Origin of the sequence: Novosphingobium lindaniclasticum LE124 (assembly GCF_000445125.1) — a bacterium.
Taxonomy (GTDB): domain Bacteria; phylum Pseudomonadota; class Alphaproteobacteria; order Sphingomonadales; family Sphingomonadaceae; genus Novosphingobium; species Novosphingobium lindaniclasticum.
The window spans coordinates 1-17406 of the sequence record NZ_ATHL01000075.1 but is presented as its reverse complement, the minus strand read 5'-3'; the positions used below and the strand labels follow the sequence as shown (position 1 = coordinate 17406).

The 17406-nt window shown below is 65.0% G+C and carries 18 protein-coding genes and 2 tRNA genes; 11 read left to right on the top strand and 9 right to left on the bottom strand.

Translation table 11 applies throughout. From position 1 onward, the window contains the following. Window positions 1–11 precede the first annotated feature (11 nt). The 3 genes from L284_RS34700 to L284_RS48215 form a co-directional block, all read right to left on the bottom strand. The gene (locus L284_RS34700; protein WP_021233906.1) at window positions 12–608 is read right to left on the bottom strand and encodes a lysozyme; all 597 of its coding nucleotides are present in this window, start codon (window positions 606–608) and stop codon (window positions 12–14) included. Window positions 609–701: 93 nt separating this feature from the next. Next, window positions 702–3239 carry a DNA topoisomerase (ATP-hydrolyzing) subunit B gene (gyrB, locus tag L284_RS34695; RefSeq protein ID WP_031342065.1) on the bottom strand — a complete coding sequence of 846 codons (2538 nt, stop codon included), beginning with the start codon at window positions 3237–3239 and terminating at the stop codon, window positions 702–704. Between the two features lie 225 nt (window positions 3240–3464). Further along, entirely contained in the window at window positions 3465–3608 is a 144-nt protein-coding gene (locus L284_RS48215; RefSeq protein WP_160172116.1) for a hypothetical protein, read from the bottom strand. A 156-nt stretch (window positions 3609–3764) separates the two neighbouring features. Here L284_RS48215 and guaA point away from each other — a divergent pair, with 156 nt between their 5' ends. Then, window positions 3765–5345: a glutamine-hydrolyzing GMP synthase gene (gene guaA, locus L284_RS34690; RefSeq protein WP_021233904.1), complete on the top strand. Its 1581-nt coding sequence runs from the start codon at window positions 3765–3767 to the stop codon at window positions 5343–5345. A gap of 60 nt (window positions 5346–5405) precedes the next feature. Here guaA and L284_RS34685 read toward each other — a convergent pair whose 3' ends face one another. From L284_RS34685 to L284_RS34670, 4 genes are all read right to left on the bottom strand, one after another. Next, window positions 5406–5897 (bottom strand): methylated-DNA--[protein]-cysteine S-methyltransferase, encoded by a 492-nt coding sequence (locus tag L284_RS34685; RefSeq protein WP_021233903.1) that lies wholly within the window; start codon window positions 5895–5897, stop codon window positions 5406–5408. A gap of 246 nt (window positions 5898–6143) precedes the next feature. Next, window positions 6144–6560 (bottom strand): hypothetical protein, encoded by a 417-nt coding sequence (locus L284_RS34680; RefSeq protein ID WP_021233902.1) that lies wholly within the window; start codon window positions 6558–6560, stop codon window positions 6144–6146. A 109-nt stretch (window positions 6561–6669) separates the two neighbouring features. Beyond that, window positions 6670–8088: a metalloprotease TldD gene (gene tldD / locus L284_RS34675; RefSeq protein ID WP_021233901.1), complete on the bottom strand. Its 1419-nt coding sequence runs from the start codon at window positions 8086–8088 to the stop codon at window positions 6670–6672. A 98-nt stretch (window positions 8089–8186) separates the two neighbouring features. Next, complete coding sequence (locus L284_RS34670) at window positions 8187–9527, bottom strand: NupC/NupG family nucleoside CNT transporter (RefSeq protein WP_031342063.1); 1341 nt, start codon at window positions 9525–9527, stop codon at window positions 8187–8189. Window positions 9528–9630: 103 nt separating this feature from the next. On the opposite strand from L284_RS34670, the gene L284_RS34665 reads away from it, so the two are divergent. The 8 genes from L284_RS34665 to L284_RS34630 all read left to right on the top strand — a co-directional run bounded on the left by L284_RS34665 (window position 9631) and on the right by L284_RS34630 (window position 15195). Continuing rightward, complete coding sequence (locus L284_RS34665; RefSeq protein ID WP_021233899.1) at window positions 9631–10308, top strand: queuosine precursor transporter; 678 nt, start codon at window positions 9631–9633, stop codon at window positions 10306–10308. Window positions 10309–10372: 64 nt separating this feature from the next. After that, window positions 10373–11272: an acetylglutamate kinase gene (argB, locus tag L284_RS34660; protein WP_021233898.1), complete on the top strand. Its 900-nt coding sequence runs from the start codon at window positions 10373–10375 to the stop codon at window positions 11270–11272. A gap of 47 nt (window positions 11273–11319) precedes the next feature. Next, window positions 11320–11871: a hypothetical protein gene (locus L284_RS34655; protein ID WP_021233897.1), complete on the top strand. Its 552-nt coding sequence runs from the start codon at window positions 11320–11322 to the stop codon at window positions 11869–11871. Window positions 11872–12214: 343 nt separating this feature from the next. Further along, entirely contained in the window at window positions 12215–12499 is a 285-nt protein-coding gene (locus L284_RS34650) for a YggT family protein (protein WP_021233896.1), read from the top strand. Between the two features lies 1 nt (window position 12500). Next, window positions 12501–13397 carry a bifunctional methylenetetrahydrofolate dehydrogenase/methenyltetrahydrofolate cyclohydrolase FolD gene (folD, locus tag L284_RS34645; RefSeq protein WP_031342059.1) on the top strand — a complete coding sequence of 299 codons (897 nt, stop codon included), beginning with the start codon at window positions 12501–12503 and terminating at the stop codon, window positions 13395–13397. Beyond that, the gene (locus tag L284_RS34640; RefSeq protein ID WP_235054353.1) at window positions 13394–14113 is read left to right on the top strand and encodes a hypothetical protein; all 720 of its coding nucleotides are present in this window, start codon (window positions 13394–13396) and stop codon (window positions 14111–14113) included. The genes folD and L284_RS34640 overlap by 4 nt, the downstream gene beginning before the upstream one ends. A gap of 8 nt (window positions 14114–14121) precedes the next feature. Next, window positions 14122–14757, top strand: a complete 636-nt coding sequence (locus L284_RS34635; RefSeq protein WP_031342055.1) for a MarC family protein — start codon at window positions 14122–14124, stop codon at window positions 14755–14757. 66 nt (window positions 14758–14823) lie between these two features. Continuing rightward, window positions 14824–15195: an invasion associated locus B family protein gene (locus tag L284_RS34630; RefSeq protein WP_021233892.1), complete on the top strand. Its 372-nt coding sequence runs from the start codon at window positions 14824–14826 to the stop codon at window positions 15193–15195. Window positions 15196–15281: 86 nt separating this feature from the next. Here L284_RS34630 and L284_RS34625 read toward each other — a convergent pair whose 3' ends face one another. Further along, window positions 15282–15893 carry an LON peptidase substrate-binding domain-containing protein gene (locus L284_RS34625; RefSeq protein WP_021233891.1) on the bottom strand — a complete coding sequence of 204 codons (612 nt, stop codon included), beginning with the start codon at window positions 15891–15893 and terminating at the stop codon, window positions 15282–15284. Window positions 15894–15895: 2 nt separating this feature from the next. After that, window positions 15896–16798, bottom strand: a complete 903-nt coding sequence (trxA, locus tag L284_RS34620) for a thioredoxin (RefSeq protein ID WP_021233890.1) — start codon at window positions 16796–16798, stop codon at window positions 15896–15898. A gap of 281 nt (window positions 16799–17079) precedes the next feature. Between trxA and L284_RS34615 the strand changes: the two genes are divergently transcribed. Next, window positions 17080–17154 (top strand) — tRNA-Gly (locus L284_RS34615). A gap of 48 nt (window positions 17155–17202) precedes the next feature. Further along, window positions 17203–17277: transfer RNA gene (locus L284_RS34610), tRNA-Gly, on the top strand. Window positions 17278–17406: the final 129 nt, after the last annotated feature.

Genomic DNA, 17406 nt, shown 5'->3' with positions numbered 1-17406 from the left:
GGCGGCGCCGCTCATTGGGACATATAGAGTGCCGCTTCTTCCGCGCGGCGGCGCTTCAAGCCTTCCAGCACTTTGCCGTCGTTGTAGATCCACTTGCCGAATTGCATGGCGGCCTCGGCGAAGCGGCCCTGGCGGTGCAGCTTGGTCAAGGTCGCCGTGGCGATGGCCCCGGTGTTGTAGTGGAAGGAGACCAGTGCATCGAACTGGCGGGATGAAGTCGCGGCGCTATCGATCGCAGCGATGACGTCCCGGACGTACCGCAGGATCTCGCGCTCGAAACGTGCGTCGCATTGGACCTGGGTCCAGACCGTTCCGCGTACGATGTCCGGGCCTGTGGAACCCCAGCCGATGGTCCAGGGCTGGCCATCCTTGCTGCCCGGATCGGGATAGGCTTCGAAAAGCCCGTCGGCGCGCCGCCTTGCGCAACCTTCCCACTTCTGGATCAGGGCGCGCCCGGCCGATCCCAGCGTCAGTTCGGTTTCGCTGGGAGATCGGCCCGATGCCAGCGCTTCATCGATCGCCCGGTCGAGCGCAGCGACTTCGTGTGACGTGAATCCGCGCCCGAGCAACAGGCGCACTTCGTCGAAAATCGGCTTGCGGTGGAACATCGGCCTCTCCTTGGTTGAGAAAGGCCGATCAAGTAAGCCCGACGAGGGGGTGTAGGAAAACGGTTTCTTTTCACGAAACCGTTTTCCGAAAGATCAGACGTCGAGATTGGCGACGTTCAGCGCGTTTTCCTGGATGAAGTCGCGGCGGGGTTCCACCACGTCGCCCATGAGGCGGGTGAAGATTTCGTCGGTGACGTCGGCATCCTCGACCTTGACCTGGAGCAGCGCCCGGTTCTCCGGATCCAGCGTGGTTTCCCAGAGCTGGTCGGCATTCATTTCGCCGAGACCCTTGTAGCGCTGGATCGACAGGCCCTTGCGGCCGGCGGCCAGCACCGCGTCGAGCAGTTGCGAGGGGCGGCTAATCGTGTCGCCGCCCGCGATGGGGCGCGTGACCGGCGTATCGTCGTCGCCTTCGGGCGCTTCCGTTTCGACCGTCTCGGTGCCGGCGCGCACGAGGCGCGCGGTTCCGGCGTAGACCTCTGCGTTTTCGGCAGCGATGCGGGCCAGCTTGCGGGCTTCGGCACTGGCGATGAAGCCGGCCTCGATCTTGTGGTGATCGGTAACGCCGCGCCAGAGGCGTTCTATTTCGAGGTTGCCGGCCTCGGTGAGGCGGGCAGTCCACCGGGCTTCCGGGTCGCCGCGGTCGAGCCAGCCGGTGGCCCGGGCCAAGGCGGTCGAACGCTCGGAGGCCGAAAGGTCGGGCGCGAGCGCACCGGAAATGGCCAGGGCCTCGATGATGACCGGATCGAAGCGGCGCGGCACGAAGGCCATGATGTTGCGCATGCGGATGGCATGTTCGACCAGAGCTTCAAGGTCCGAACCCATGCGCGCGCCGCCGCTGCTTTCGAGAACGCGGCCGGACAGTCCGGCTTCTACCAGGTAGCGGTCGAGTGCGGCATTGTCCTTCAGGTAGACTTCGCTGCGGCCCTTGGCGACCTTGTAGAGCGGCGGCTGGGCGATGAAGAGGTGCCCGGCACGGATGATGTCCGGCATCTGGCGGTGGAAGAAGGTCAGCAGCAGCGTGCGGATATGCGCGCCGTCGACGTCGGCGTCGGTCATGATGACGATCTTGTGGTAGCGCAATTTTTCCAGGTTGAAATCGTCGCGGATGCCGGTGCCCATGGCCTGGATCAGCGTGCCGACCTCCTTCGAGGAGATGATGCGATCGAATCGCGCACGCTCGACGTTGAGGATCTTGCCCTTCAGCGGAAGGATCGCCTGGATCTTGCGGTCGCGGCCCTGCTTGGCGGAGCCGCCTGCGGAGTCACCCTCGACCAGGAACAGTTCGCACTTGCTGGGATCGCGTTCCTGGCAATCGGCCAGCTTGCCGGGCAGCGAGGCGATGTCCATCGCGCCCTTGCGGCGGGTCAGTTCGCGGGCGCGCTTGGCGGCTTCGCGGGCGGCGGCGGCATCGACCACCTTCTGGATGATGGTCTTGGCGTGGCCGGGGTTTTCCTCCAGCCATTCGCTCATCTTGTCGGCCATCAGCGATTCGAGCGGCTGGCGCACTTCCGACGAAACCAGCTTGTCCTTGGTCTGGGACGAGAACTTGGGATCCGGCAGCTTGACCGAAACGATCGCGGTCAGACCTTCGCGCATGTCCTCGCCCGAGAGCGAGACCTTTTCCTTCTTGAGCAGGCCCGAACGCTCGGCATAGCCGTTCAGCGTGCGGGTCAGCGCGGCGCGGAACGCGGCGAGGTGGGTGCCGCCGTCACGCTGCGGGATGTTGTTCGTAAAGCAGAGCACGTTCTCGTAATAGGAATCGTTCCACTCGAGAGCGACTTCCATGCCGATGCCGTCCTTGTCCGCGCCGATCGCGATCGGTTCGGGCATGAGCGCCTGCTTGTTACGGTCGAGATACTTCACGAAAGCGCCGATGCCGCCTTCGTAGTAGAGGTCGTGCTCCACGGCTTCCTCATGGCGCTTGTCGCGCAGCTTGATGCGCACGCCGGAATTGAGGAAGGCGAGTTCGCGGTAGCGATGCTCCAGCTTGTCGAAGTCGAACTCGGTGACGTTCTTGAACGTCTCGGTCGAGGCGAGGAAGGTCACGCGGGTGCCCTTCTTGAAGCCGTTGTCATCCGGGTTCTCGCTCACTTTCGGGGCAGCGCCGCGCACTTCCAAAGGCGCTACGGCATCGCCATTGGCGAACTTCATCCAGTGTTCCTTGCCCTCGCGCCAGATCGTGAGTTCCAGCCATTCGGACAGGGCGTTGACCACCGAGACGCCCACGCCGTGGAGGCCCCCCGAGACCTTGTAGGCGTTGTCGTCCGAGGTGTTCTCGAACTTGCCGCCCGCGTGAAGCTGGGTCATGATGACTTCGGCGGCGGAAACGCCTTCCTCGGCATGGATGCCGGTGGGGATGCCGCGGCCGTTGTCTTCCACCGAAACGGAGCCATCCGCGTTCAGTTCGATCAGCACGAGGTCGCAGTGACCTGCCAGTGCCTCGTCAATGGCGTTGTCGGAGACTTCGAAGACCATGTGGTGCAGGCCCGAACCATCGTCAGTGTCGCCGATGTACATACCCGGGCGCTTGCGAACCGCGTCGAGGCCCTTGAGGACCTTGATGGAATCCGCGCCGTAGCTGTTCTGGTTCTTGCCGTTTTCAGGCACGGTGTCTTCAGTGCTTGCCATGGCGAGTATATAGGGTTCGGTGGCCATAAACCCAAGCAGAACCGGGTCCGACTCAGGGCTTTTCCACAGAGTCCAAGCGTGATGGCGCCCAGCGGTCGGGCCGGTGCGGCAAGTTGCGTCGGGCGCACGAAAGAGGCGTCAATGATGCACGCTCCTGCCCGTTCGATATGCAAAAAAGGCGGCCTCTAGGGCCGCCCTTCTGTATAGCCGGAAAATTGCCGATCCTCAGATGAGGGTGACGGCAAAAGCCAGAGCGCTCACACCCAGCGCTGCGGCGAAACCGACCGTCTTTTCGACGATGGTCATGGAATTGCTCCTGCAAACATCTTGTTTTGTTTTATCGCATGCATGGCTCTTCTCATCGCGCATGCTGCAAGTGCGAGATAGGCGCACTTGGAATTTTCACAACGTCAAAAGAAACAATATTGCTTGCAAGAAACGCAAGTGGGGAGTCTGGCCTGGCGCGGGGGCTAAATCCGTTTGCGCATACTGGACACCCGCACTGTCCCCCTATAGTGGCCGGCCATGACTAATCCGACTCCTGAGCAGACCACGCAGACGTCCGATTCCATCCTGATCGTCGATTTCGGCAGTCAGGTCACGCAGCTGATCGCACGCCGCGTGCGCGAAGCCGGCGTCTATTCCGAAATCGCGCCGTTCAATGCCGCGAAGGAAGCCTTCGCCCGCATGAACCCGGCCGGCGTGATCCTGTCCGGATCGCCCGCGTCGGTGCTGGATGAGAACGGCCCGCGCATTCCGGCGGAGATCCTGGACAGCGGCCTGCCGATGCTGGGCATCTGCTACGGCCAGCAGTCTCTGATGCACCAGCTGGGCGGCGAAGTGCTCTCGGGCGATTCGGGTGAGTTCGGCCGCGCCTTCATCGAGATCGGTGACGATTGCGCACTGTTCGACGGTCTCTGGGCCAAGGGCGAAAGCCACCAGGTCTGGATGAGCCACGGCGACAAGGTGACCAGCCTGGCCCCCGGCTTCCGCCCGGTGGCGGCCAGCCCCGGCGCCCCCTTCGCCGTGATCGCCAACGACGAGAAGCGCATCTACGCGATGCAGTTCCACCCCGAAGTCGTGCATACGCCCGACGGCGGCAAGCTGCTCAAGAACTTCGTGCGTCACGTCTGCGGCCTTTCCGGCGACTGGACGATGGCGGAGTTCCGCAAGACCAAGATCGAGGAAATCCGCGCCCAGGTCGGCAACAAGCGGGTGATCTGCGGCCTGTCGGGCGGGGTGGATTCCGCCGTCGCGGCACTGCTGATCCACGAAGCGATCGGCGACCAGCTCACTTGCGTCTTCGTCGATGGCGGCGTGCTGCGCATGGGCGAGGCCGAGCAGGTCGTCAGCCTGTTCCGCGGCCACTACAATATCCCGCTGGTCCACGTCGATGCCTCGACGCTGTTCCTCAAGGGCCTGGAAGGCGTCACCGACCCCGAGGCCAAGCGCAAATTCATCGGCAAGACCTTCATCGACGTCTTCGAGGATGAGGCGAAGAAGATCGGCGGGGCAGAGTTCCTGGCCCAGGGCACGCTTTATCCCGACGTGATCGAATCGGTCTCGTTCACCGGCGGTCCTTCGGTGACGATCAAGAGCCACCACAACGTCGGCGGCCTGCCCGAGCGCATGAACATGAAGCTCGTCGAGCCGCTGCGGGAACTGTTCAAGGACGAAGTCCGCGTGCTCGGCCGCGAACTCGGCCTTCCCGATGTTTTCGTCGGCCGGCACCCGTTCCCCGGACCGGGCCTGGCAATCCGCATCCCCGGCGAAGTGACTCGCGAACGCTGCGACATCTTGCGCAAGGCCGATGCGATCTACCTGGAGGAGATCCGCAACGCCGGTCTTTACGACGCCATCTGGCAGGCCTTCGCAGTGCTGCTGCCGGTCAAGACCGTGGGCGTGATGGGCGACGGCCGCACTTACGACAGCGTCTGCGCCCTGCGCGCCGTTACCTCGACCGACGGCATGACCGCCGACATCTACCCCTTCGACGCCGGCTTCCTCTCGCGCGTGGCCACCCGCATCATCAACGAGGTCAAGGGCATCAACCGCGTAGTCTACGACTACACCTCGAAGCCCCCCGGCACGATCGAGTGGGAATGATCCCCTTGCAGATATGATTCACGAAGAGCCGGTCTCCTTTGGGGGGCCGGTTTTTTCGCTTCAGAGCAGAAGCTTGAGGCCTTCGAGCTTCAGCAGGAAGGCCTTGGTCTCGAGCCCCCCGGCAAATCCGGTGAGGGAGCCGCCGGCGCCGACCACGCGGTGGCAGGGAGCGATGATCGAGATAGGGTTGCGACCGTTTGCGGCACCGACGGCACGGCCGGCGGTGGGCCGGCCGAGAGTCCGGGCGATCTCGCCGTAGCTGCGGGTCTCGCCAAAGGGAATCGTGAGAAGCTGCGCCCAGACGCTTTTCTGGAAAGCGGTGCCGTGGAAGTCGAGCGGGAGATCGAAGGCGCGGCGCGCTCCGGCGAAGTACTCCGACAGTTGCGCGGCGGTTTCGGTCAGGATCGGGTGGTGGATGTGGTCCTGCACTTCGCCGAGGCGCACGCGGGCGGGATCGTCGTTCTCCCAGAGGACGGCGACGAGCCCGGTGTCGCTGGCGATCAGAGTCAGTTCGCCGACCGGCGAGGGCATCTTGCTGCGAGCGAGGGCCATGCGGGCGTCCTTGATGGCGGCGGGTTGGAGCGCCGCAGGTACACGCTGGGGGCGCTGCGAGGAACGGTTGATTCAGGAAAAGAGGTCCCGGATCTGTGCCGCCGGGGATCACCCTTGCCGCTGCGAAACGCCGAACGGTACCCGGAGCCGGAGGTCTTCACGCTGGGGCGACGGCTCGGCGATCGGCAGCACGAAAGAGCGGCCGGGGCTTACGCCCCGACCGCTTCCTCGGGCATTGCGTCGATCTTACCGGGCTGCGGTGGTCTTCGGCTTCGTGTAAGGCACGAAGTCCTGCAATCCCACGAACCCGTTCCACATGTTCGGCGTCGTCCGGTCGCGAAGCTGTACCGTATCGAGGCGGCAGAGCTGGCTCGAATAGAGCTTCGTCACCAGGATGTCGTCCGAATCCAGAGACTCGGCATTACTCGGCCGGTTGACGTAGTATGTGCTGCCGATGCGGTAGACGATGGCGGTCTTATCGATGACCTGGGTGTTGTGCGTCTGATTCAGCGGAATGCAGCTCACCGGCTTGCCGGCCACCCGGCCATCGAGGATTTTGGCGAGCTGCTGCTCGCCGGTCAGTTTCTGTCGAGCGTTCACGGTGGGCGCGGCGAGCAGGCTGGCCGCGAGCAGCGTGGCACCGACGACATGTTTCAGTGACATGGTCTCTACCTTACTTTCCCAACCCTATGCCGATCTTATGGCACCGTTCGTCTGAACACGGGCTGAAATTCCGCAGGCCGCTTTGGAAAACCCAGCCAGTTTCAGCGCGTCACGCCGTGCCGCCCACGGTGATCCCGTCGATCAGCAGCGTAGGCTGGCCGACGCCCGCGGGCACGCTCTGGCCGCCCTTGCCGCAGACGCCGACGCCGCGATCGAGTTCGAGGTCGTTGCCGATGCCGGTCACGCGGGTGAGCACCGAGGGGCCGTCGCCGATCAGCGTGGCGCCCTTGATCGGGGCGCCCAGCTTGCCGTTCTCGACCTTGTAGGCTTCGTTGCACGAGAACACGAACTTGCCCGAGACGATGTCCACCTGGCCGCCGCCCATCGACTTGACGAAGATGCCGTTCTTCATGCGCGAGAGCAGTTCCGCGGGATCGTCCTGGCCGGCCTTCATGAAGGTGTTGGTCATGCGGACCTGCGGGGCATGGGCGTAGTTTTCGCGGCGGCCATTGCCGGTGGACTGGACGCCCATGAGACGCGCGTTCATCCGGTCCTGCATGTAGCCCTTGAGGATGCCATCCTCGATCAACACGGTCTCCTGCGTGGGCGTGCCTTCGTCGTCTATCGACAGCGAGCCGCGACGATCGGCGATCGAGCCGTCGTCGACGATGGTGACGCCGGGCGCGGCGACGCGCTCACCGATGCGGCCTGCGAAGGCGGACGTGCCCTTGCGGTTGAAATCACCTTCAAGACCGTGGCCGACGGCTTCGTGGAGGATCACGCCGGGCCAGCCAGGGGCGAGCAGGACGGTCATCTCGCCGGCGGGGGCGTCCACGCTCTCCAGGTTGACCAGCGCCTGGTTCAGCGCGGTGTCGATCGCGCGGTTCCAGTTGGGGGGGGCGAACAGCGAATCGTAGAGATGGCGCCCGCCCATTCCGAACGAGCCGGTCTCGCGGCGGCCGTTGCTTTCCGCGACGATCGACACGCTGAGGCGCACGAGCGGGCGCACGTCGGTGGCGATGAAGCCGTCAGGGCGGACGATTTCGATTACCGACCACTGGCCGGTCAGACTGGCGCTGACTTGCGAGACGCGGGGATCGCGGGCGCGCGCGGCGGCGTCGATCGTCTCCAGGAGCTTCACCTTCTCCTCGAAAGGAACCAGATCGAGCGGCGAGACGTGGGTGTAAAGGTGACGGTTGCTCTTCTGCGGCGGTGCGGCGCGCACGGCGCCGGCGGGATCGAGCAGTTGCAGCGTCTCGCCTGCGCGGCGGATAGCGGCGGGGGAAATCTCGTTGGCATGAGCGAAGCCGGTCATCTCGCCGGTGACACCGCGCAGGCCAAAGCCGGCATCGCGCGAATAGTCCGCCGTTTTCAGGCGCCCGTCATCGAAGCCGAAGGCCTCGGTCGCCATGAACTGCATGTAGAGTTCGCCGTCCTCGCAATTGCGCAAGGTTTCGGCGGCGAGCGCCTGGGCGTCCTCGGGCGAAAGCTGGCGGTAGAGGAGCGAGCGCGGATCGGTCATGGTCATGCCTCCGATATAGGCCGCGCGGAGCAGTAGGCAATAAAAGGGAGTGGGCCGGGCGCATGTTCCAGCGCACCGCTGGGCGCCCGGCGCTAGATCTCGATTTAAGCCAGGCCCAGGAACAGCCCGGCCAGCGCGGCGCTCATCAGGTTCGACAGGCTGCCGGCGCAAAGCGCGCGGACGCCGAGGCGGGCGATGATCGGGCGCTGGTTGGGGGCGAGACTGCCAGTGACGGCCATCTGGATGGCAATCGACGAAAAGTTGGCGAAGCCGCAGAGCGCGAAAGTAACGACGGCGACGGTGCGCGGGCTGAGCGCGCTCATCTGGCCGAGGTCGATGAAAGCGACGAATTCGTTGAGCACGATCTTGCTGCCGAACAGGCTGCCGGCCTGCATGGCCTCGTGCCAGTCGGGCATCGCCAGCAGGTAGAACACCGGCGCGAAGATGTAGCCCAAGAGGCCCTGGAAGGTTACGCCGGTGAAGCCGAACAGGCTGCCGACCCAGCCGACGAGGCCGTTGGCGAGTGCGATCAGCGCCACGAAGGCGAGCACCATGGCGCCCACTGCCACTGCCAGCTTCACGCCGGTCTGAGCGCCTTGCGAGGCGGCCATGATGATGTTGGCGGGCTTCTCTTCCTCGTGCTCGACGGCTTCGGGTTCGTCTATGTGGACGCCGGGCAGGTGAGTGACGTCGGCGCGGTTCAGCGCGGCAGCGGCGGCGCCTGCGGGCGGGAGGGTGCCTTCGTGGACGTTCACCTCTTCGCCGGACGAAGAGGCAATCGAAACAGGGCGCGGATCGGGCATGATCATCTTCGCCATGAAGATGCCGCCCGGCGCCGACATGAAAGCGGCGGCGACGAGGTAATCGATGCGGATGCCCATCGAGGCATAGGCGGCCAGGATCGTGCCGGCCACGCCCGCCAGGCCGACGCTCATCACGCAGAACAGCTGCGAAGGGTTGAGTGCGGCCAGGTAAGGGCGGATTACCAAGGGCGCTTCGCTTTGGCCGACGAAGATGTTCGACGCGGCGCAGAGGCTTTCCACTTTGCTGATGCCGGTCAGCTTCTCCAGCCCGCCGCCGATCCAGCGGACCACCAGCGGCATGATCTTGAGGTAGTAGAGGATCGAGATCAGCGAGGCGAAGAAGATGATCACCGGCAGGGCGGAGATGGCGAAGCTGCGGCCGCCGATCTCGGGGCTGGCGAGCGGGCCGAACAGGAAGTCCACGCCAGCATGGGCATAGCCGAGCAGGCTTTCCACGCCGGAGGCCGCGCCGCCCAGCAGGTCCTTGCCGAGCGGAACGTAAAGCACGAGCGCGGCAAGGCCTGCCTGAAGGGCGAAGGCGGCACCGACCACGCGCAGACGGATGGCCCGGCGATCGGTGGAGAGCAGAAAGGCGGCGACCATGATGAGAACGATGCCGAGCAGGCTGTAGGCGACGTGCATCGTCCCCATTTCTCCGAAAATACGTGCTGAATCTGTGCGCAAACCTAAAGGGGCGCATTCATGACGGCTAGTGCAATTGTTCCGCGCCCGTTAGAGCATCGCCATGGAACCGCAAGCCCCTGCAAGCGCGCAATCCCGCGCCATCACCATTCCCCGCTCCATGTTCGTGTTCTCCACGCTCTATGGCGGGCTGGTGGTGCTGGCGGGCGTTCTGGGCATCAAGATCGCCTCTCTGGGCCAATGGCCGGTGCTGGGCGATCTCGCCGTGGAATCGGGCATTTTCGCGTTTCTGCTGCTCGTCGTGCTGTCCAGCGCCGTGGCTGAACTGCACGGGACGACCGTCGCCAATCGCCTCGTGCGCTTCGGCTTCATTCCGCTGATCGTTTCCATGTGTCTGCTGACCCTGGTGATCCACGTCGTTCCGCCTGCCCCGTTCTGGGACGATCAGGAGGCCTATGCCCGCCTGCTCGGCCAGGGCGCGCGTATGCAGTTTGCAGGTCTCGTATCGTATGGCGTGTCGCAGACGCTGAACGTCACCGTATTTTCGCGCCTTTCCGCCGGCCGGGAAGGGCGGATGCTGATGATGCGCGCCTGGATCGCCAGCCTGCTGTCGCAAGTGGTGGACACGCTGATCTTCATCACGATCTCCTTTGCAGGCGTGCTGCCGCTGTGGGACATCATGGGTGGACAGATCATCTCGAAGCTGGTGCTTTCGACGATCATGGTGCCGCCGTTCATCTGGCTCTTCGTCAAGCTGGGCCGGAAGCTGGACGGAGAATGAAATAATCGGTCGTCCGCACGCGGAAACGGGTTTTATTTCTGTGCGGGGGGATTAAAGCGCCCCCATGCCGATTCCGCACGATCCCGCCATGCTCTCCAAAGCCGAGACGCTCGTCGATGCGCTGCCTTACCTGCAGCGTTATGCCGGCCGCACTTTCGTCGTGAAGTACGGCGGCCATGCCATGGGCGATCCTGAACTGGCGCGTGATTTCGCCGAGGATGTGGTGCTGCTCAAGGCGGTGGGTATCAACCCGGTGGTCGTCCACGGCGGCGGTCCGCAGATCGGCGCCATGCTCAAGACCATGGGCGTGGAATCGCGCTTCATCGACGGCCTTCGCGTCACCGACAAGCAGACCGCGCAAGTGGCGGAAATGGTGCTCTCGGGAGTCATAAACAAGGAAATCGTCGGCTGGATCGCGCAGGCTGGCGGGAAGGCCATGGGCATTTCCGGCAAGGACGGCGGCCTCGTCACTGCCAGCAAGGTGCAGCGAACCGCCAAGGATCCGGACAGCAACATCGAACGCGCCGTCGATCTCGGCTTCGTGGGCGAGCCTGCAAAGATCGACATCGGCGTGATCGAGACGATTTCGTCGGCCGGCATGATCCCGGTCATCGCCCCGATCGCGCCGGGCGAAGACGGCCAGACCTACAATATCAACGCCGACACCATGGCGGGCGCCATCGCTGCCGCGCTCGGCGCCTCGCGCCTGTTCCTGCTGACCGACGTGCGCGGCGTGCTCGACAAGCAGGGCGAACTGCTGACCGACCTGACGCCTTGCGACATCGTCAAGCTGCAGCAGGACGGGACGATTTCGGGCGGAATGATCCCCAAGCTGGAAACCTGCATCCACGCGGTGGAGGCCGGCTGCGAAGCCGCGGTCGTGCTTGACGGGCGGGTTTCCCATGCCATGTTGCTGGAGATATTCACGCAGGAAGGCGCCGGAACCCTGATCCGGGCCGGCTGAGCCGCACTGCAAGAGGAACCGTTCGGCTGAAAGGCACTTCGAGCCAAATGCGCAAAACCGTCGTCATCGCCAGCACTGTTTCTGCTTTCGCTCTCCTGCTTGCAGCCTGCGGCAAGGATCCGATCGCGCAGTCCAGCAGCGAGGCGTCGATCGCGGCAAGCGAAGCCGTCGCCGCCTCCGAAGAACCTTCCGGCGATGCCACCGAAGCTGCCGGAAATGGCCTTGCCGCGCAGCTCGACCAGAGCGCGCTGGGTGAGCGCCGCGATCCCGAACGCCTGCTGCGCTACTATGTCAATGCCCTGCGCATCGGCGACTGGGACGACGCCGCCAAGGCGTGGACACTCGATGCCCAGATGACGCCGAACCGGTTGGCCGAGGAATTCGGCGGCGATGCCGGACCGAGGATCGCGCTCGGCCGGGGCGACAGCAGCAATGCGGCCGGTACGCTGTTTTACGAGGCGCCGGTCGTGCTGGACTTTGCGGATGGGCGCCCCTCTCGCCGGGGCAGCATCGTCCTGCGCCGGATCAACGATCTGCCCGGCGCGAGTGAACAGCAGCTCAACTGGCGCATCGAACGGATGTCGACCGTCACGCGCTAGGCCTGATGCGGGGGGGCATGGCCTTGCCTCCGCGAGCATGCGCTGCCGGAAATCCCCTGATCTTGTCCCGTGCGAGACCGCCCGCTTCGTCATGGCGAGCCGCCGAAGCCGCCCGGCCATCCAGGAGCGGTTTACGCGGCTTTGGATCGCTTCTCCCGCTTCGCGGGCTCGCGGCGGCGGGAAAGGGATCGGGTGCCGGTGGTCCGCCTGCGCATAACCACGCGGAGCGTGGCTCTGTAACCGAGTGTTGCGCCGAACCGTCCTGCGCCGTTCCTGCGCTTGCTCCCCGCCCCCCGCCTCGGCTATCAGGCGGCGATTCATTCCTCAGAAAGGCCCCACGCCCATGCTCGGCGGTGTGATCAACGCCCTAATCTACCTTGTCCAGATCCTCACGACCCTTGTGCTCGTGCAATTCGTGCTGGGCCTGCTGATCGCCTTCAACGTGGTGAACCTCCAGAACCGGTTCGTCGAAGCGGTCTGGCGCGCGCTCAATGCGCTGCTGGAACCGATCCTCGGCCCGATCCGACGCATCATGCCCAATACCGGCGGGATCGACTTCTCGCCGATGGTGCTGATCATCGGCCTCAACGTGCTGATCATGATCCTCCAGCCGCTGGCCTATGCCTGACATGACCGCTGCCAACATCATCGACGGCAAGGCCTTCGCCGAGCGCCTGCGCACCCGCATCGCCGCCGTGGCCGCCGACTTCGAGGCGAGGGCCGGCCGCAAGGCGGGCCTCGCAGTTGTGCTCGTGGGCGAGGATCCGGCAAGCCAGGTCTACGTGCGCAACAAGGGCAGGCAGACCCTGGCAGCCGGGATGGAGAGCTTCGAACATAAGCTCCCCGCCGATACCTCGGAGGCCGATCTGCTGGCCGTGGTCGAGCGGCTCAACGCCGATCCGGCGGTGGACGGCATTCTCGTCCAATTGCCGCTGCCTTCGCACATGAACGAGCAGAAGGTCATCGCGACGATCAATCCCGACAAGGATGTGGACGGCTTCCATGTCGTCAACGTCGGGCGGCTCGCCACCGGCCTGCCGGGCTTCGTGCCCTGCACCCCGCTGGGCTGCGTCATGCTGCTGAAGGACCGGCTGGGGTCGCTGTCGGGCCTCGACGCCGTGGTGATCGGGCGTTCGAACATCGTCGGCAAGCCGATGGCGCAACTGCTGATCGCGGAAAGCTGCACCGTCACCGTCGCCCATAGCCGCACCAGGGATTTGCCCGAAGTCGTGCGCCGCGCCGATATCGTGGTGGCGGCGGTCGGCCGTCCGGAAATGGTCAAGGGCGACTGGCTCAAGCCGGGCGCTACCGTGATCGACGTGGGCATCAACCGCGTTCCGGGGGCCGAGGAAGGCAAGTCCAGGCTGGTGGGCGATGTCGACTTCGCCTCCGCCGCGCAGGCGGCAGGCGCGATCACCCCGGTTCCGGGCGGCGTGGGGCCGATGACCATCGCCGTCCTGTTGCGCAACACGGTGGTCGCCGCCCACCGCAATGCCGGTCTCTCGCTGGACGAGAGCAAGCTTTGAACCGGGCGCCGCGCCGGGTTCGGGCGGCCGTGGTGGGTGGGGCCGCGTTGCTCGCGCTCACCGCCGCCCCCGCCGCCGCGCGCAAACGGCCGGACTACGCGCCCGGAGCAGGCACGGCCAATCCCAGCGCCCTTGTCGCGGCGGAGATCGCCTTTGCCAGAACCGCGCGCGAAAAGGGCCAGTGGCAGGCCTTCGACGAATATGCCGACGATGAAGCGGTGATGTTCGTTCCCGAGCCGGTTCGTGCCAAGGACTGGCTGAGCGGCCGCCAGGAACCGGCGGCGCCGGTGCAGTGGCAGCCCTATCAGGTCTGGATGAGCTGCGACGGCACGCTGGGCGTCACCAAGGGCGCCTGGCAGCGCCCGGACGGATCGGTCGGCTATTTCACGACGATCTGGCAGAAGCGCAAGAAGGGCGACTATCGCTGGGTTCTCGATCAGGGCGACTCCCTGGCGGAAGCGCTCAAGGAGCCGGCCATGCTTTCCGCTTCGGTCGCCGATTGCGTTCGCGGGCCGCGCGGCGACGAACTCGTGGTGGAGCGCGACAGGAAGACGCTGGCGCCCGGCATGGACGGTCGGGGGCGGTCCAAGGACGGCACGCTGTCCTGGAGCTATCACGTCAACGCCGATCACTCGCGCTGGCTTCAGGTCTCGCTGCTGAAGAACGGCGCGATGACCGAAGTGTTGCGCAGCGAAGTCGCCGCGCCCAAGGAATGATGAACGGCATGTACGAAGTTTTTCTCAGCGCCTTCGTCACGCTTTTCGTGGTGATCGATCCGCCGGGCTGCGCGCCGATCTATGCCGGACTGTCCGCCGACGCCAGCCGCTCGCAGGCGATCTCCATGGCGGCGCGGGCCTGCCTGATCGCGAGTGCCATCCTGGTGGTCTTCGCACTGTTCGGCGCGCGGCTGCTGGGCGCGCTCCATATCGAACTCAACGCCTTTCGCATCGCCGGCGGCATCATGCTATTCATGATCGCCATCGACATGGTCTTCGAAAAGCGCACCCAGCGCCGTGAGGAGCGTGCCGAAAAGATCATCGCCCACAATGCGGAGACGCCGGAAATCGACGACGTCTCGGTGTTTCCCATGGCCATGCCGATGCTGGCGGGACCGGGCTCGATCGCGACGATCATGCTGCTGACCTCGCGCGCGCATGGCGCCGAGCAGACGGCGGCAATCCTCGTCGCCATGCTTGCCGTCATGTTGCTGAGCTTCGGCGCGCTTGCTGCCGCCGGCCCGCTCATGCGTGTGCTCGGGGACAAAGTCGAAGCCGTGATCACGCGGCTCCTTGGCGTGCTGCTGGCAGCGTTGGCGGCGCAATATGTGATCGATGGTGTGAAGACGGTCCTGCTGCAGTAGGCGGAAAGTTCACCGAAGGTTCAGCGGTTTGCGTCATGCTCGCCTCTCCTTGCAAGGGAGAGTGGGATGCTCCGCTGGCTGTCTGCCGGTGCCGCCGGAATGCTGCTGCTGGCTGCCTCGGGCGCGGGGGCACAGATCGTCGGACCTCCGGCGCCGCAGCCCGGCACCGAGACCTATCGAAGAGCCGAGGCGGCCGCCGACGAGGCGCGTTATCGCCTCGACTTGCGCAAGATCGATCGCACGATACGGGAAGGCCGCGAGTCCGGGCGGCTGTCGAAACGGGATGCCAAGACGCTGCGTAAGGAACGGCAGCAGATCGGCTCCCTAGCGGAGCGCTACGGCAGCGATGGCCTCTCATCGCAGGAAGCGCAGGAACTCTACATGCGAGAGCGCGTGCTGGAGAGCCAGGCCCGGCTGCCCGGTAAAGGCAAGCGCTGAAGTGCGCAGCCCAGGGATCACCCAGCCATCCCATGGAAGCTGTTGACGACGTGTGGAGACGATGAGCCGCGAGTACGTCGCTGCGCCTACTGCAGGGTCACCCCCTCGTCATCGTCATCCGAATGTCGGCCGAAGAACTGCATGAGCTGCACCAGTAGCTCACAACGCGCAGGCAGAGTCTCGGCCTCCAGCAGCGCCTGCTTGGCGGCGGCATCGAAGGGCGCGATCTGCGAGACGCCGTTGATCAAGGATTGATCGTCCAGCCGGCCGACCTGGTCCCAGTCCACGGCATAGCCCTGGGCATCGGCGAAACGCTTCGCCTCGCGTTCGAAGCTGGCCCGCTCGATGGGCGCGAGCACTTCGTTGTCGCGTTCGGGCAGGAGTTCGGCCTCGATCTGGCGGAACGGCGTCGTCACGTCGAGTTCGCGCAGCAGGCGAAAGCGCGATTCGCCCGTCAGCACGATGTTGAAGCGGCCATCTTCGAGCGCTTCGACATCACCGATCCGACCAAGGCAGCCGACCGAGAACAGCGGCGCGCCCTCCACCGGGCGCTGCGGCTGGATCATGCCGATGCGCCGGTCGCGGGCGAGGGCATCGCTCACCATCGCCCGGTAGCGGGGCTCGAAGATATGGAGCGGCAATTGCAGCCCCGGATAGAGCACCGCGCCCGGAAGCGGGAAGATGGTGATCCGTGCCACCGTCAGCCGAACAGAATGGTGGAAAGCTTGCGGCGGGTGGTCGAAACCCAGGGATCTTCCAGCCCGGTCGCTTCGAAGATCTGGAGCAGCTTGGCACGCGCGGCTCCTTCGTTCCATTCGCGGTCGCCGGCGACCATGCGCAGCAGGGTATCGGCGGCGGCATCGCGCTCTCCGGCGGCGAAGGCCGCGTTGGCGAAAGCGAGTTGGGCATCCATGTCGGCGGGGCGCTCGGCAGCGGCGGCGCGCAGGGCGGCCAGTTCGCTGTCCTCGGGCTTGTCCTTGGCCAGCGCCAGCGCGGAACGGGCACGCTCGACGAGCGGATCGGCGGCGAGGGCGGGATCGAGGCTGGCGAGCACCTGCTCGGCTTCCTCGACGCGTCCCGACAGCACCAGCGCGCGCACGAAGCCGGCGACGACTTCGGCGTTCTCCGGCGCCAGTTCGAGGATCTGCATGAAGATCGAGGCGGCGCGTTCACCGTCGCCTTCGGCAAGGGCTTCCTCGCCCATGGCGATCAGCGGGGCGAGGTCCTGCTGCGGCTCCGCGCCGTCGGGCTGAACCGGAAGCTGTGACAGCAGCTGGTCCAGCGTCTGCTTGAGCTGCGATTCGGTGCGGGCGTTCGTCAGGTCGGCTACCGGCTGGCCCTGGAAGATCGCATAGACCGTGGGGATCGAGCGGACCTGGAACTGCGAGGCGATGAACTGCTCTTCGTCGACATTGACCTTGGCGAGGACCACGCCTTTCTCGGCATAGTCCTCGGCGACTTTCTCCAGCACCGGGGTCAGCGCCTTGCAGGGACCGCACCATTCGGCCCAGAAATCGAGGATCACCAGCTTCGTCATGGACGGTTCGGCCACTGTCTTGCGGAACCGGTCGACCGCCTTCTGTTCGTCGAGGTTGAGACCCATGCTGGCCAAGATACGTGCTCCCGTGAAACGAATGGCGTGAAAAACGAATGGCACCTTAGATCGTCCTTCGGGACGGATTTGTGAAGGGTGGATCTCGGTTTTGGTTCGGCCCGTGGAGAGGGGCACTGTCACGCCTGCAGCTCCGCTCACCCGGAAAATGCCGTTATCCCTGGATTTTGAAAATTCTTTCGATTTTCCTCTTGCAGCCCCCAAGGGTCACTGCTAGTGGCGCGCCTCCACCCCGGACCTGCCGGAAACTCCAGCAGGTCTTGAACGTCAGAGCGGGCGTAGCTCAGGGGTAGAGCACAACCTTGCCAAGGTTGGGGTCGAGGGTTCGAATCCCTTCGCCCGCTCCAGTTCACATAGGGACTTTCCGGTTCGCCGAAAGTCTCCGAAACGCCAGAGCGGGCGTAGCTCAGGGGTAGAGCACAACCTTGCCAAGGTTGGGGTCGAGGGTTCGAATCCCTTCGCCCGCTCCAGTTTCCATCCGTGGAAATCCAGACATTTCAAAACCTGCAACGCACACTAGGGCGTAAACTCATAAATTGCACCGTCGAGGCGTCCAAATGGCGAACAGCTCGGGCCGAAGCGGCCGCCGGGCGGGCTGG